We start from the raw sequence: 15,651 nt of genomic DNA, 5'->3' as shown, positions 1-15,651 counted from the left end.
GCGACTCCAGCGGGAACAAGAAGCCGCAAGACCCATACTTGAGCGTAGCGAGAGAAGCGGCTTGCGGCTTGCCCCCGGAAAGTGTCCGCCACAAGCGTAATGTATAAATATCAACAGTATCGTTTAACAAGGCCAAATAAAAAAAGGCGGGACTGTCTAAAAGACAATCCCGCTTTTTTGTTGTAATTAATGAGAACGTAATTTTTCAAGCTCCACTAAGAATTTGTCGTTTAAAATTTTAATGTAAGTTCCTTTCATCCCTAATGAACGAGATTCGATAACACCTGCACTCTCTAATTTACGAAGAGCATTAACGATGACAGATCGAGTAATGCCTACGCGATCAGCAATCTTTGATGCTACGAGTAGTCCTTCTGTCCCATTTAGTTCTTCAAAAATATGTTCAATAGCTTCTAATTCACTGTATGATAAGGAGCTGATAGCCATTTGAACAACGGCTTTGCTGCGTGCTTCCTCTTCAATTTCTTCCGCTTTTTCACGTAAAATTTCCATCCCTACAACTGTTGCACCATACTCGGCTAAGATTAAATCATCGTCATGGAATTTTTCTTCTAAGCGAGCGAGAATTAACGTTCCGAGACGCTCACCCCCACCGTTAATAGGTACAATTGTTGTTAATCCGTTACGGAATAGATCACGGTTTTCTACAGGGAATGCTGTGTATTCACTATATACATCTAAGTTAGGTGATGTTTCCGTGATATTAAATAAGCTTTTTGTATATTCTTCTGGAAATTGCCGATCCTCAAGCATTTTCTTCATACGCTCGTTTTCAATTTGTTGGTTAATGGCAAATCCTAATAATTTTCCACGACGGCTGACAACAAAAATATTTGCTTCAATTACTTCTGATAATGTTTCAGCCATTTCTTTAAAGTTTACAGGTTTACCTGCAGCTTTTTGTAACATTGCATTAATTTTACGTGTTTTAGTTAATAAGTCCATTTCTATTCCTCCTAGCATAAATTTGATTCGTAAAATGTTATCTAATCGTTTCAATGTCTATTACTATAAAATAAACTGACTTAAATCCTTATTTTGAGAGATTGCTCCAAGTTTTTCATCAACATATTGTGGAGTAATCGTAATCTTTTCAAGCGTAATATCAGGTGCTTCAAACGACAAATCTTCTAACAATTTTTCCATAATGGTATGCAAACGGCGCGCTCCAATATTGTCCGTATTCTGATTAACTTCAAAAGCGATTTCAGCAATTCTACGAATAGCATCGTCAGAAAATTCAATTTGTATACCTTCAGTTTCCAATAATGCTTGATATTGTTTAATAATTGCATTATCTGGTTCAACTAAAATTCTAACAAAGTCTTCGACGGACAATTTTTGTAGCTCGACACGAATTGGAAAACGTCCTTGAAGCTCCGGAATTAAATCTGAAGGCTTCGCCATATGAAAAGCTCCAGCGGCAATGAATAAAATATGGTCTGTTTTTACTGAACCGTATTTCGTTACAACAGTCGAACCTTCAACAATTGGTAAAATATCGCGCTGAACACCTTCTCGCGATACATCTGCCGAAGATTGACTCGAAGTGCGACTTGCAATTTTATCGATTTCATCGATAAAAATAATTCCTGTTTGCTCAGCTCGATAAATTGCTTCTTGGGTCACTTCGTCCATATCGATTAATTTTTGGGCTTCATCATTCGTTAAAACTTTTCGGGCTTCTTTTACTTTTAGTTTCCGCTTTTTCTTACGTTTTGGCATCAAACTGCTTAACGCATCTTGCATATTAATGCCCATTTGCTCCATTCCAGAACCTTGAAGTAAGTCAAACATGGAAGGGGCTTGTTCATCAACTTCCACAGTGACAATTTCCTCTTCTAATTCGCCACGGCCCAATTTTTCAGCGACTTGTCTTCTCCGTTCGTAAATGTTGGTATCCTCTTTTTCATCCGTCTCAGGTGTTGTTGTCGAGGAAGTCCCACCAAAAATCATTTCGAACGGATTTTTATACCCACCAGACTTTTTTGGAGATGGAACGAGCAATTCGATGAGTCGTCGATTCGCATTTTCTTCCGCGCGATCTCGCACTTCGTTCATTTTTTCTTCTTTTACGATTCGGACAGCCGTTTCGACTAAATCGCGAACCATCGATTCAACATCTCGCCCGACATAACCGACTTCAGTAAATTTCGTCGCTTCTACTTTTACAAACGGAGCACCAACGAGCTTTGCTATACGGCGTGCGATTTCCGTTTTTCCTACTCCCGTTGGACCGATCATTAAAATATTTTTCGGAATCACTTCATCGCGTAATTTTTCATCTAACTTACTGCGACGATACCGGTTACGTAAAGCGACAGCCACCGCACGTTTGGCTTCTTTTTGGCCAATAATATATTGGTCAAGACGCTCAACAATTTGACGGGGAGTTAATTCATTTTTTTTCACATTTATTCACCCCTTTACAGCTCTTCTACAACAATTTCATGGTTTGTGTACACACAAATGTCTGCAGCAATCTTTAAGGCAGCAGCAGCAATCTCTTTCGCAGACAAATGATCACCAGCATACTGCTTTAAAGCACGCCCTGCTGATAAGGCGTAATTTCCACCTGATCCGATTGCTAGTATGCCATCATCGGGTTCAATCACTTCGCCCGTACCGGATACAAGCAACAGCTTGCTTTCGTCCATCACGATAAGCATCGCCTCTAACCTTCTTAATACTTTGTCGCTACGCCATTGTTTTGCTAATTCCACGGCAGCACGAGATAAATTGCCGTTAAATTCTTCTAATTTCCCTTCAAACATTTCAAATAACGTAAACGCATCAGCAACCGAACCAGCGAATCCAGCTAACACTTTTCCATTAAATAATTTACGAACTTTTCTAGCTGTATGTTTCATCACAACAGCATTACCAAACGTCACTTGACCATCTCCAGCCATCGCACATTTTCCATTATGTTGAATCGCAAATATTGTTGTTGCGTGAAACCCTTCCAAATGAGACCCTCCTTCAATTGGTCTTATGCCCGTGGATGATGATTCATGTAAGCACGGCGTAAATGCTCTTTTGTGACATGTGTATACACTTGCGTGGATGATAAGTTCACATGTCCTAACAATTCTTGAACGGTTCGTAAGTCTGCTCCATTGTTTAACAAATGGGTAGCAAACGTATGTCGTAACATATGTGGATGTATTTTACTGTTCAGTGAAGCTTTCGTCATTAAGTCATTTAAAATATGACGAATCCCTCTTGGTGTTAAAGGATCTCCTCGAAAATTAACGAACAAAAACGAGTGTTCTTTTCCGTTTAAAAGAGCTTCTCTTGCATCTTGTATGTAACTTTGCAATGCTTCGTGAGCGAATGACCCGAACGGAACATACCGCTCTTTACTTCCTTTTCCTCGAACAAGTAACGTTGCTAAGTAAAAATCAATATCTCGAAGCTGGATTTGCGCACACTCACTTACACGAATACCGGTTGCGTATAATAATTCAAGGAGAGCCAAATTTCGCTTCCCAAGGGGAGTGGAAGTATCACATGAATCAAAAAGCTTTTCTAATTCTTCCTCATAAAAAAACTTCGGTAATCGCTTCTCCGCTCGAGGTTGTGAGACAAAGGCAAATGGATTTTCTGACACTTTTTTCTCTCTTACTAAAAAATGAAAAAAACTTCGTAAACTTGATATTTTACGCGATACAGAAGCTCGAGCATACTCCCGTTCATATAATTTCGTTAAATAAAGCCTTGCATTGAAATATTCGACTTGCTCAATGGTTAACGCTTCTTCAGCCATAAATTCAAAGAACGATTCAATATCCTTGCGATAATGCTCAATCGTATATTGTGAATAATTCTTTTCTATTTGTAAATATGTAATGAACGACTGTAACAAAACATTCAAATTTTCATTCACTGGGTTTCAACTCCTCGCAAGGGCTTTTAAATCTTATCATAAATTTTAAGCCCTTGCAATGGAATTTACAATATTTTCACAAAGTTCTGAATTGTTTCTAATGCGCGTTGAGCATATTTTTCGTTACGTTCTTTTTTCCCTTTTATTTTTTCAGGTAGTGGCGGGAATAAACCGAAGTTTGCATTCATTGGTTGAAAGTTTTCCGGATTGGCTTCTGTAATATATCGCGCCATACTACCCATAGCTGTTTCTTTCGGAAAGACAACGGTATCTAAGCCTTGAGCAAGGCGAGCAGCGTTAATACCTGCAATTAACCCACTTGCCGCTGATTCAACATAACCTTCTACTCCGGTCATTTGCCCAGCAAAGAACAATGTATCGCGCTTATGAAATTGGTACGTTGGCTTTAATACTTTCGGTGAATTAATAAATGTGTTACGATGCATAACTCCATAACGAACAATTTCAGCATTTTCTAGACCTGGAATGAGGCGAATTACCTCTTTTTGAGGTCCCCATTTTAGATGGGTTTGGAAACCTACTATATTATACAGTGTACCAGCTGCATCATCTTGACGTAGTTGAACGACAGCATATGGTCTTTTCCCCGTTCGTGGGTCTTCTAATCCAACCGGTTTCATCGGTCCAAACAGCAAGGTCTTTTTCCCACGTTGAGCCATTACTTCAATCGGCATACAACCTTCAAAATAAATTTCTTTTTCAAACTCTTTTAACGGAACGGTTTCCGCTGAAATTAATGCATCATAAAAGCGATTGAATTCTTCTTCGGTCATAGGGCAGTTTAAATATGCTGCTTCTCCTTTGTCATAACGAGATTTTAAATACACTTTCTCCATATCTATGCTATCTTTCTCAATAATAGGAGCAGCTGCGTCATAAAAGTATAAATAATCTTCACCTGTTAAGTCACGAAGCTTTTTTGATAACGCTTCACTTGTTAAAGGTCCTGTTGCTATTACCGTAATTCCTTCTGGGATATCCGTCACTTCTTCATGAAATACGGTTACATTCGGATGATTTTTCACCCGTTCGGTTACTTTACCGGCAAATTCGTGACGATCAACAGCTAACGCTCCACCAGCTGGAACGCTACAATCGTCAGCTGAACGGATGATGACCGAGTCAAGGTGACGCATTTCTTCTTTCAAAACCCCTACAGCATTGGTTAATGAATTGGCACGTAATGAATTACTACAAACTAACTCGGCAAATTTATCTGTATGATGTGCTGGTGTTTGTTTCACTGGACGCATTTCATATAGATGAACACGAATTCCTCGCTTGGCAATTTGCCAAGCAGCTTCACTTCCTGCTAACCCAGCTCCAACAACGTTAACTACAACTTCCTTTGACATACAAAATCCTCCTCGTCTTTCCCTTGAAAGACTTCCATGTTATTATATTCGGCATCTATCTCTAATAGTTATAAGAGAAAGATCATTTATCTTAAAGGGATGGTCAATTTTCTGTAAAATTATAACCTTTTTATGCAACATTATTCAAACAGAAAGAGTGAGCACTCTGCTCACCCTCATTGCATTAGCTTTGGGGTTCTTCTTTGTAATCACATTGAATACACTGAACTTGGACCCCTTTTTTCAGCTTCTTCTCTACTAGCATTTGACCGCATTTTGGACAACTTCGTTCAAGTGGTTTGTCCCATGAAACGAAATCGCATTTCGGAAAACGGTCACAACCATAAAACGTTCTTCTTTTCTTACTTTTTCGTTCGATAATGTTTCCTTCTTTACATTTCGGACATTTAACCCCAATATCTTTTACAATCGGCTTTGTAAATCGGCAATCAGGAAAATTGCTACACGCCATGAATTTTCCATAGCGACCCATTTTATAAACAAGCGGGCTGCCACATACTTCACAATCTTCACCGACTTGTTCATCTTTTATTTCTACTTCTTTCATTTCTTCTTCAGCTTTTTTTAGATGAACTTGAAACTCTTTGTAAAAATCATCGATAATTTTAACCCATTGGACTTTTCCTTCTTCAATTTCATCCAAACTTCTTTCCATCTTTGCCGTAAATTCTACGTCAATGATTTCTGGGAAAAATTCTTTTATTAAATCAAGAACAATTTCTCCCAGTTCAGTTGGGACAAACCGTTTATTTTCTAATGTGACATAACCGCGCTTTTGAATCGTATCCAAAGTTGGAGCATAAGTGGAAGGTCGACCGATTCCAAGTTCTTCTAATGTTTTTACTAATCTCGCCTCAGTGTATCTAGGAGGCGGTTGTGTAAAATGTTGCTTCGGCTTTATCTCTTCCGATAGAACTTTATCACCTTTCGTTAAATCTGGCAACATTTTTTCATTCTCTTCTTTTTGATCATCGGTTCCTTCTACATATACTTTCATAAATCCTGGAAACTTTACTTTAGAACCGTTCGCTCGAAATACATGTCCGTTATTTTCTAAATCAACGCTCATCGTATCAAGTTCGGCTGGTGCCATTTGACTTGCTACGAAACGTTCCCAAATGAGCTTATACAAACGATATTGATCACGGCTTAGATACTCCTTAATAGAATTAGGATCACGAAGCGTACTTGTTGGACGAATCGCTTCGTGAGCATCTTGAGCATTAGCCGACTTTTTCTCTTTCGCTTGAGTTTGTTTTACATAAGTAGAACCAAACTGCTCGGCAATATATTCCGACGCTTCTTTTTGCGCCACTTCCGAGACCCGGGTTGAATCTGTACGCATATACGTAATGAGACCGACTGTTCCTTCTTTACCGATGTCAATTCCTTCATATAGTTGCTGAGCTAACATCATCGTTTTTTTGGCACGAAAATTTAATTTTCGAGCTGCTTCTTGTTGCAAAGAGGAAGTCGTAAAAGGTGGCGCTGGGTTTCGTTTACGGGTTTTCTTCACCACGTTTGTAATTAGAAACTCATTTCCTTCAAGGGATGATAGTACACTTTTTACATCCGCTTCAGATTTTAAATCTATTTTTTCGCCGTTTTTTCCATAATAGTAACCTTGGAACACTTCTTTCTCTTTAGAAAAATGAGCTTCTATCGTCCAGTACTCTTCAGGTACAAAGTTTTTAATTTCGTTTTCTCGGTCAATGATTAAGCGAACGGCAACGGATTGTACACGGCCAGCGCTTAACCCTTTTTTTACCTTTTTCCAAAGGATAGGGCTAATTTTATAACCTACAAGCCGATCCAATACACGACGGGCTTGTTGAGCATCTACTAAGTCCATATTAATCGGACGTGGGTGTTTAAAAGATTCTTTTATAGCGTCTTTCGTAATTTCGTTAAATACAACTCGACAATTGGAAGTCGTATCTAATTCTAAACTGTGAGCTAAATGCCAAGCAATTGCTTCTCCTTCCCGGTCTGGGTCAGCTGCCAGAAACACTTTTTTCGCCTTTTTTGCTGCTGATTTTAATTCTTTTAATACAGGACCTTTGCCACGAATCGTAATATACTTAGGTTCGTATTGATTATTTATATCGACACCTATTTGACTTTTCGGTAAATCGCGAACATGTCCCATAGATGCCTTTACTTTATATTTTTTTCCAAGATATCGTTCAATTGTTTTCGCCTTAGCGGGCGATTCGACAATCACCAAGTAATCTGACATGAATAGTCCTCCTTAGAGGTGAAAATTTACAAGACAAATGTATATACTAATGAGAGTTTTTCTCTTTGTCAATGAAGAACACGTCTTTTTTTAAAGGTCAGACGTCCATCAAAAAGGTTTTTCTGTATTCGTTTTCAAATAACGTTCCTTCAGCTTTATTAAAACACCTGTTGCAAAATTTATAACAGATTTGAAAGAAATGCAACCACTTTCAACGTAAATAGTGTTTTTTTTCGCACTTTTTTTCCTATTTTCCTGCTTTAAAGAAAAATTTTCCCTTTTCCATAATGTATACCTCTTTTATTCACAAAATATTCAACTCCAAATTGAAAGTTCATATCTTTGTTTATAGGTTAATAGAACCATTCATCAAAAATATCCTGGGGCGAATGAACTAACTTTGCTCCTTGTTGAATTAATAGATGGGTGCCTGCTGTAAGTGGAGAAGTGATTGGTCCGGGAATAGCAAATACATCTCGTCCTTGATCAATCGCATAATCAGCTGTTATTAAAGAGCCGCTTCGTTCCCTTGCTTGAACGACTAAGACTCCTCTTGACAATCCTGAGATAATACGATTTCTTTTCGGGAAATGCCATTTTTTAGGAGGAACAATCGGGGGATATTCCGAAATGAGGAGATGCTCTTGTGCCATTTTGTCAGCTAATGCATAGTGTTCTTTCGGGTAAATATGATACAATCCACCTGCAATCACGCCAATCGTTTTTCCACCGTAATTGATGGTGATTTCATGGGCTAGTCGGTCAATTCCACGTGCTAATCCACTCACGATGCAAATATTTTTTTCAACGAGTTCGGGTATTAATGTTTTTAATGCCTGAACCCCATACGGATCGTGTACCCTTGCTCCAACAATCGCTAATTTGATAGGAGATTGTAAAAGTTGTAGATTTCCTTTAACATACAACATAGGTGGGGGTTCATAAATGTGCTTTAATGATGGTGGGTATAGAGGATGATTCATAGAGATGATGTGAATTCCACTTTGTTTATAACGTTCTATTAATTGCGTAGTTGAAAATTGAGACATTTGATCTCTAACTAGAGTGGCAGTGTCTTTATTTAAATGCAATTGCTTAATTAGCGTGTTGATTTCGGTTACATCTTTTATTGGTCCAATGGAACAAAGTCGTTCTAAATGCCTCCACGTAATGCCTGAACAGTGATGCAATTGAACAAGTTGATAGGTTAGTTTGTCCATGTCATCACCTCTCAACGTTATTAAATGATCATAGAACGGAAGACAGTTCGTCATGTGAACTGTCTTCCTTCATTAAATTAGTGCGTTTTACACTTCTCATATAAGCCTTTTTCTTTTAATACGGAAATTAATGTTTCGCCGATAACAGCTGGTGTTTCAGCTACTTTAATACCACAATCGTTCATGACGCGAATTTTTTCGTCAGCTGTTCCTTTACCACCAGAAATAATAGCTCCAGCATGTCCCATTCGTTTTCCTGGAGGAGCTGTACGACCGCCGATGAAACCAACTACTGGTTTTGTCATGTTTTCTTTCACCCAGCGAGCAGCTTCTTCCTCTGCTGTACCGCCAATTTCACCAATCATAATAACGGCGTATGTTTCAGGATCTTCATTAAATGCTTTTAAGACATCAATAAAGTTTGTTCCGTTTACTGGGTCGCCACCAATACCAACGGCTGTTGATTGTCCGATTCCGGCTTGTGATAATTGATGAACTGCTTCATATGTAAGTGTACCCGAACGAGAAACGACACCCACATGACCTTTTGTATGAATATAACCAGGCATGATACCAATTTTACATTCACCTGGAGTAATAACACCTGGGCAGTTTGGACCAATCAGACGTGTTTTCTTACCTTCCATAAAGCGCTTCACTTTTACCATGTCTAAGACTGGAATGTGTTCCGTAATACAGATAACTAAATCAAGTTCAGCATCGACTGCTTCCATAATTGCATCTGCCGCAAATGGAGCTGGTACGTAAATGACGGAAACATTTGCGCCTGTTGCTTTTTTTGCTTCTTCTACGGTATTGAATACAGGAACACCTTCTACTTCAATTCCACCTTTACCAGGTGTTACACCTGCAACAATTTTTGTCCCGTATTCGAGCATTTGCTTCGTATGGAACATCGCTGTAGAACCGGTAATTCCTTGAACAATTACTTTTGTGTCTTTATTAATAAATACGCTCATTTCGTCCCCCTGCCTTTCTTAACCTACTAGCTCCACGATTTTTTGTGCGCCGTCAGCCATTGATTCTGCTGCGATAATATTTAGTCCAGACTCTTCTAAAATTTTCTTGCCTAATTCGACGTTTGTACCTTCAAGACGTACAACGAGAGGTACTTTTAATTCAACTTGCTTCGCTGCTTCAACAACACCTGTAGCGATGACGTCACATTTCATAATACCGCCAAAGATGTTAACAAAGATTCCTTTTACATTCGGGTCAGACAGAATGATTTTGAATGCTTCTGTTACTTTTTCAGCCGTAGCACCGCCCCCAACATCTAGGAAGTTTGCAGGTTCACCGCCGTAATATTTAATAATATCCATCGTCGCCATCGCTAATCCGGCACCATTTACCATACATCCGATATTTCCATCTAAAGAAATGTAGCTTAAATCATGTTTAGAAGCTTCAATTTCTTTAGGATCTTCTTCGTCTAAATCACGGTATTCAAGAATGTCTTTATGACGATAAAGAGCGTTTGAGTCGAAGTTTAATTTTGCGTCTAGAGCCATCACTTTGCCATCGCCTGTTACAACAAGCGGGTTAATTTCAGCAATAGAGCAGTCTTTTTCAATAAATACTTGGTACAAGCCCATCATAAATTTCACAGCTTGTCCCACTAATTCGTTTGGAATGTTAATGTTGAACGCAATACGACGCGCTTGGAATGGAGTAAGTCCTGTAACAGGATCAATATATTCTTTAAAGATTTTCTCAGGAGTTTTCGCTGCTACTTCCTCAATTTCAGTTCCGCCTTCTTCAGAGGCCATTAGCACGACACGGGAAGTTGCACGGTCTAAAACTAAACCAACATAATACTCTTTTTTAATGTCGCAGCCTTCTTCAATAAGTAAGCGCTTAACTTCTTTGCCATCTGGACCTGTTTGGTGAGTCACAAGTGTTTTTCCTAAAAGTTCGCTTGCGTATGTACGGACTTCATCTAAGTTTTTGGCAACTTTAACACCGCCAGCTTTTCCACGACCACCGGCATGGATTTGGGCTTTAACAACTACTACATCTGTTCCTAATTCCTTGGCAGCTTCTACGGCTTCATCTACAGTAAAAGCCACTTTTCCGTTCGGTACTGTAACCCCATATTTTCTGAGGATTTCTTTACCTTGATATTCGTGGATATTCATGTCCCATCCTCCTATCAAACTCTTCAAAAAATAGACTGCGCTTTCATTGTATAAAATGACAGTATTATTGTCTACCTTTTGACCCGAAATATTATATTAGTTTAAATTTTCTGTATTCTCTATAAAAATTTCTATTTTTCCTAATCATTATTTTTATAAACCTTTTTTTCATTTGGTTTGTAAAGTACGGAAGCCGATTTACTTTCGGCTTCCTACTTGTCGGTCTAAACGGTACACAAAAGCAAATACTTCAGCAACTGCTTCGAAGAGTTGCTCAGGTATCGTTTCGTTAATTTGAAGCTGACCCAATAAAGAAACCAGGGTACGGTCTTCTTGAATGGGTATATCATGTGCCTTCGCTTTTTCTAGAATTGCATCAGCGATTTTTCCTTTACCTTTCGCCACGACAATCGGTGCTTTGTCACGTTCGGGATGATAGGATAGAGCGACCGCTTCTTTACGTACTATTTGTTCGTTTGTTTTTTTCATATCCGAATATCCACTCCCGTATACAACGTCGTCTCTTCAGAAGTATTCACGGAAGGTTGAAGATTTGACTTTTGTTGAAGGGGTTTAAATTGAACGGTCGATAAACGATATCCTTTCTCCAACAGACGTTCTTTTAAAGATGATAGATACGGCTGTGCAAGCTGTTCAATCGTTTCGTTTCTTTGAAAAATCGTGATGGAAACAATTTTATTTTGTACATGCATATCAACAATCGTTTCATGTAAATGAGCTAAATCCAAATAAAATAACACTCGACAAAAATGAGGATCTATTTCTCCGTTTTCTTTTTTTCGACCAGTCCACTGGAACGTAATATCGGTTTCATAATTGAACAAATTCAACGGAAGTTGAAAGACCACTTGAGTTAATGGACCCATTTGTTGCTGGGTCACGGCTGGAGCATTTAATTTCATTAACAGGTGTTCAGCTTGTTCTTTTAACTGTGTTGGTACTGGCTCTTGAAGCAATTGTACAAGCAATGGTTTGAGCTGTTCGGTCCATAATGGTTGTTCCCCCTTTCCAATGGCTCCTTCATATCCAAGACCTAAATGTTTCATAATTTGCCCAAATAATTCTTTCCATACTCTTCCTTGCCAATGAACGGGATGTGAAGAAGACTCTATTATTTTTTGAATATATGTTTCCATTTCTTTTGGAATAATATTTTCTCCAAGTGAATCGTTTTGAATCATGGCTTGAATGTGTTGAATCAACTGTTCTATTTTCCCTGGAGAGATGTTGAACAGATGCTGAAACAATTGGCTCATTGGCTGTTTAGTAATCTCGAGTGGGGATTGTTGGATCACATTAACCATCGCGTTCACAAGAGTTTTCGCAAGTATGGACACATGAGCTGAAGACACGTCTCCTTTTTCTAATAAAATCAATTGTTTAAATAATTCATCCCCTATCGTTGGGTCGGTTGCTTTTGCTAAAGGGATGAACTTTTGAAGTAATTGCACGAAAGAAAGCTTTCCATCTTCTGTTTTCGTAACATTTATTCGAATATTTTTTTCGGCTAAGCCAAGCCATGTCTCGCCCTTCGGTACATCCCCCGATGTAAGGAACCATTCGGTTATTGAAGCATTTTTTCCATCCACTGCATCACGAAACATCAAAGCCCAAACTTGCTGAGCAAGTATTCGTGTCCATCCGTTTTGTATAAATTGGCCAGTCGTAAGAAGCGATTGCTTTAAGGTTGTATTTCCATTCCAATGGTGAAGTTCCTTTAAAAACTGATTTATTTCATGAGTAAGTGAATCGCCTTTTGTTCCAGCTAAAAAAGAAAAAAAGACATCTTTTTCTAATGGAAGCCCACGCTGAAGCATTTGTTTCAACACGTTTAATGCTTGTGATTGATCTTCAACATCAGCCAACCATTGAGCAAGTTGCAGCAAATTCGCTTTTGATAATTGGATATGTTCTTTTTCCATCCAGGCTAGTAATGTTTCATATATTGGTAAATAAGGCAACGAGAGTGATGTTAATAGCTGGTGATGAGAAGTTATTGGTTGATTGGAGGACATTACTTTTAAAACGACTTGTCCGTCTTTCATTTGAACTTGAAACAAATATTTTCCTGCGACTTCTAATGGGGTTTCTAATTTTGCCACAAACCTTTCTTTTCCAACTACCACTTCGGCTGTTCCGTTAGAAAACAGTTTGTTCACCTTTCCAAAAAACATTTGTCCTTGTTGTAATGTGAAAGGTTGCCGGTCCAATCGATCAATAGGTTGATGGGAAAAAGGAGACGTTCGAATCATGACAATTTTCCTCCTAAATTAGCGAATATAATCCTTCACTGGAGAAAACGTTTTTCGATGAATTGGACATGGGCCAAGTTGTTTAAGAGCCTCGAGGTGTTCTTTCGTCCCGTACCCCATGTTCTTTTCAAAACCGTACGCCGGGTATTGTTTCCCCCATTCTCTCATTATGCGGTCACGGGTAACTTTTGCCACAACGGATGCAGCGGCAATCGAAAGGCTTTTTTCATCGCCTTTTATTAGCGATTGCTGTGGAATTGGTGCATCAACCTCCATGGCATCAATCAATAAAAATTCAGGAAACGGTGATAATTGTTGAACAGCATGAATCATCGCTTTTTTAGCCGCCTGGTAAATGTTAATTTGGTCAATTTCTTCAGCAGAAATGACACCAATTCCAATAGATATTGCTTGCTGTTTGATCATTTCAAACAATTCGTTTCTCTTTTTTTCCGATAGTTTTTTGGAATCATTCAGTCCAGGTAAAAAACTACTTGGAGGTAATATGACAGCTGCAGCTACAACAGGTCCTGCTAACGGTCCTCTTCCTACTTCATCAACACCAGCAATTAACGTAAAACCTTCTTGACGTAATTGTCGTTCAAACTGTGTCATTTCCTCCAGTCGTTGCTTTTCTGCCTCTTGTTTTGCCCGTTCTTTCTTCCATTTGTCGATGAGTCGTTGAACCCCTTTACGTTCATCGTTTTGAAGTGAAATGAATCTTGGGTCATCTTCATGATCAATTTGAAGCAATAATTGTTCCACATCTTTGATCGTTAATGTTTTCGTCATATGTATCTCCTCATTTACTGTTTTTATCGGAATGACCAATCAAATATGTATAGGCCGAACGTAAGAAAACGAAACCGGGTACGTACCCGATTTCGTTTATGATTCCTCTTCATTGTATTCTTCAAGTATATCAAACGTTAAGCGGCCAAGACGTTCCATCCGTACATCTCTAATGATAATTTCTGACGTTTTATCATAATCGATTTCTCCGCCACTCATTAAACATCCGCGTTTTCGCCCAATTTCATCAAATGCTTCCACAATTGGTTCGCCGATCGTTTCTAACCCGTATCGTTCCTTTAACCGCTCAGGATAATAAGTGTTTAAAAACCTTAGGGCAAAGACAGCGATATCTTGCAAATTAAGAATCGAATCTTTAATCGCACCTGTTAATGCTAATTTGTACCCAATTTGTTCGTCTTCAAACTTCGGCCATAAAATTCCCGGAGTATCTAAAAGTTCTAATTCTTTTCCTACTTTAATCCATTGTTGCGCTTTTGTCACACCAGGCGTATTGCCAGTCTTCGCGATGTTTTTTTTCGCCAAGCGATTAATGAGCGTCGATTTTCCTACGTTTGGGATACCGATGATCATGGTTCGTATGGCACGTGGCTTAATTCCTTTTGCTTTCATTCGATCAAATTTTTCTTGTAATATTTCTTTGGCTGCCGTTACAATTTGTTTCATTCCCTCGCCAGCTTGGGAATTTACCGCCACCGCACGTATGCCGCGTTCATTAAAGTAGTTAATCCATTCACTTGTACGGGAAGGATCGGCCATATCTGCTTTATTTAAAATCATTAATCGCGGTTTTTGTTGAATAATTTGGTCGATCATCGGATTTCGTGATGAAAGTGGTAACCGTGCATCAACAAGTTCGAAAATAATATCAACAAGTTTTAGCTTTTCTGTTACTTCTCGACGTGCTTTCGCCATATGGCCTGGAAACCATTGGATCGTCATGATGTAATTCCCTCCTAGCTTAATTTACAACCCGAATTTCGCTAATTGGCCAATAAACGATACTAGCTTCGCCGATGATTTCTTCTATACGTACTGGTCCGATATGTCGGCTATCTTTACTAAAGCGACGGTTGTCACCCATTACAAATACGTGTCCTTCAGGTACCGTTTCTTGACCGATAATATCTTTTAACGTAAAATCTTCCGTTAATAAACCGCCTTGTAGTTGCTCTTTATATTCCTTTAAATAAGGTTCTTCGTACGCTTTTCCATTTATGTATAACGTATCGTTTTTGTATTCAATACGATCTCCAGGTAAGCCAATAACTCTTTTGATATAGTCTTTATTTTCGGGTGCGTGGAACACAACAATATCAAATCGTTCTGGTTCTCCCAATTTGTAGCCTATTTTATTCACAAGCATTCTGTCCCCATTTTGTAGTGTTGGCATCATCGATAACCCATCCACAATAATGGGAGTAAATAAAAAATAACGAATGACAAAAGCAAGCCCAACCGCAATAAGGAGCGCTTTCGTCCATTCCCACCATTCATTTTTTTGTTTGGACATTTTCCTTACACCTACCGTTTTTTCCATTTATTTTTTCTATACATGTTATTTATTTTACATAAAAATCGGAAGGCAAAACACTTTTTCTGTGTTCTCAACTAAAATTTTTTCAATCGTCCTAAAAGAA

At 38.6% G+C, this 15,651-nt stretch carries 14 protein-coding genes; all 14 read right to left on the bottom strand.

The window, feature by feature from the left end; genetic code table 11:
- Positions 1-186 precede the first annotated feature (186 nt).
- Positions 187-966 carry a GTP-sensing pleiotropic transcriptional regulator CodY gene (gene codY, locus ABES52_RS11955; RefSeq protein ID WP_429651385.1) on the bottom strand — a complete coding sequence of 260 codons (780 nt, stop codon included), beginning with the start codon at positions 964-966 and terminating at the stop codon, positions 187-189.
- A 63-nt stretch (positions 967-1,029) separates the two neighbouring features.
- The gene (hslU, locus tag ABES52_RS11950) at positions 1,030-2,433 is read right to left on the bottom strand and encodes an ATP-dependent protease ATPase subunit HslU (protein ID WP_429651384.1); all 1,404 of its coding nucleotides are present in this window, start codon (positions 2,431-2,433) and stop codon (positions 1,030-1,032) included.
- A 14-nt stretch (positions 2,434-2,447) separates the two neighbouring features.
- Complete coding sequence (gene hslV / locus ABES52_RS11945; protein ID WP_429651383.1) at positions 2,448-2,990, bottom strand: ATP-dependent protease subunit HslV; 543 nt, start codon at positions 2,988-2,990, stop codon at positions 2,448-2,450.
- Positions 2,991-3,013: 23 nt separating this feature from the next.
- Complete coding sequence (xerC, locus tag ABES52_RS11940) at positions 3,014-3,910, bottom strand: tyrosine recombinase XerC (RefSeq protein ID WP_429651382.1); 897 nt, start codon at positions 3,908-3,910, stop codon at positions 3,014-3,016.
- Positions 3,911-3,975: 65 nt separating this feature from the next.
- Positions 3,976-5,286, bottom strand: coding sequence for an FADH(2)-oxidizing methylenetetrahydrofolate--tRNA-(uracil(54)-C(5))-methyltransferase TrmFO (gene trmFO / locus ABES52_RS11935; protein WP_429651381.1), 1,311 nt, complete (start codon positions 5,284-5,286; stop codon positions 3,976-3,978).
- 184 nt (positions 5,287-5,470) lie between these two features.
- A complete protein-coding gene (topA, locus tag ABES52_RS11930; RefSeq protein ID WP_429651380.1) occupies positions 5,471-7,546 on the bottom strand; it encodes a type I DNA topoisomerase in 2,076 nt (691 codons plus the stop codon).
- Between the two features lie 353 nt (positions 7,547-7,899).
- Positions 7,900-8,766, bottom strand: coding sequence for a DNA-processing protein DprA (gene dprA / locus ABES52_RS11925; protein ID WP_429651379.1), 867 nt, complete (start codon positions 8,764-8,766; stop codon positions 7,900-7,902).
- A gap of 77 nt (positions 8,767-8,843) precedes the next feature.
- Complete coding sequence (gene sucD / locus ABES52_RS11920; RefSeq protein ID WP_429651378.1) at positions 8,844-9,746, bottom strand: succinate--CoA ligase subunit alpha; 903 nt, start codon at positions 9,744-9,746, stop codon at positions 8,844-8,846.
- Positions 9,747-9,764: 18 nt separating this feature from the next.
- Positions 9,765-10,925 (bottom strand): ADP-forming succinate--CoA ligase subunit beta, encoded by a 1,161-nt coding sequence (sucC, locus tag ABES52_RS11915; RefSeq protein WP_429651377.1) that lies wholly within the window; start codon positions 10,923-10,925, stop codon positions 9,765-9,767.
- A gap of 198 nt (positions 10,926-11,123) precedes the next feature.
- Complete coding sequence (locus tag ABES52_RS11910; protein WP_429651376.1) at positions 11,124-11,414, bottom strand: EscU/YscU/HrcU family type III secretion system export apparatus switch protein; 291 nt, start codon at positions 11,412-11,414, stop codon at positions 11,124-11,126.
- Positions 11,411-13,198, bottom strand: a complete 1,788-nt coding sequence (locus ABES52_RS11905) for a TP0910 N-terminal domain-containing protein (protein ID WP_429651375.1) — start codon at positions 13,196-13,198, stop codon at positions 11,411-11,413. The genes ABES52_RS11910 and ABES52_RS11905 overlap by 4 nt, the downstream gene beginning before the upstream one ends.
- An 18-nt stretch (positions 13,199-13,216) precedes the next feature.
- Positions 13,217-13,990 (bottom strand): ribonuclease HII, encoded by a 774-nt coding sequence (rnhB, locus tag ABES52_RS11900; RefSeq protein ID WP_429651374.1) that lies wholly within the window; start codon positions 13,988-13,990, stop codon positions 13,217-13,219.
- Positions 13,991-14,086: 96 nt separating this feature from the next.
- Positions 14,087-14,953 (bottom strand): ribosome biogenesis GTPase YlqF, encoded by an 867-nt coding sequence (ylqF, locus tag ABES52_RS11895; RefSeq protein ID WP_429651373.1) that lies wholly within the window; start codon positions 14,951-14,953, stop codon positions 14,087-14,089.
- A gap of 19 nt (positions 14,954-14,972) precedes the next feature.
- Positions 14,973-15,524: a signal peptidase I gene (lepB, locus tag ABES52_RS11890; protein WP_429651372.1), complete on the bottom strand. Its 552-nt coding sequence runs from the start codon at positions 15,522-15,524 to the stop codon at positions 14,973-14,975.
- Between the last annotated feature and the right edge of the window lie 127 nt (positions 15,525-15,651).

This window comes from Aeribacillus pallidus, from assembly GCF_050478865.1.
Taxonomy (GTDB): domain Bacteria; phylum Bacillota; class Bacilli; order Bacillales; family JACDOC01; genus JACDOC01.
Note: the sequence above shows the minus strand (reverse complement) of the source record. Positions and strands in the feature narration are given on the sequence as shown.

Bases quoted from the DNA above. Each gene is read 5' to 3' on its own strand.
- codY (WP_429651385.1), bottom strand. From the start codon at position 966: ATGGACTTATTAACTAAAACACGTAAAATTAATGCAATGTTACAAAAA.
- ABES52_RS11905 (WP_429651375.1), bottom strand. From the start codon at position 13,198: ATGATTCGAACGTCTCCTTTTTCCCATCAACCTATTGATCGATTGGAC.
- sucC (WP_429651377.1), bottom strand. From the start codon at position 10,925: ATGAATATCCACGAATATCAAGGTAAAGAAATCCTCAGAAAATATGGG.
- ABES52_RS11910 (WP_429651376.1), bottom strand. From the start codon at position 11,414: ATGAAAAAAACAAACGAACAAATAGTACGTAAAGAAGCGGTCGCTCTA.
- dprA (WP_429651379.1), bottom strand. From the start codon at position 8,766: ATGGACAAACTAACCTATCAACTTGTTCAATTGCATCACTGTTCAGGC.
- sucD (WP_429651378.1), bottom strand. From the start codon at position 9,746: ATGAGCGTATTTATTAATAAAGACACAAAAGTAATTGTTCAAGGAATT.
- trmFO (WP_429651381.1), bottom strand. From the start codon at position 5,286: ATGTCAAAGGAAGTTGTAGTTAACGTTGTTGGAGCTGGGTTAGCAGGA.
- rnhB (WP_429651374.1), bottom strand. From the start codon at position 13,990: ATGACGAAAACATTAACGATCAAAGATGTGGAACAATTATTGCTTCAA.
- topA (WP_429651380.1), bottom strand. From the start codon at position 7,546: ATGTCAGATTACTTGGTGATTGTCGAATCGCCCGCTAAGGCGAAAACA.
- lepB (WP_429651372.1), bottom strand. From the start codon at position 15,524: ATGTCCAAACAAAAAAATGAATGGTGGGAATGGACGAAAGCGCTCCTT.
- ylqF (WP_429651373.1), bottom strand. From the start codon at position 14,953: ATGACGATCCAATGGTTTCCAGGCCATATGGCGAAAGCACGTCGAGAA.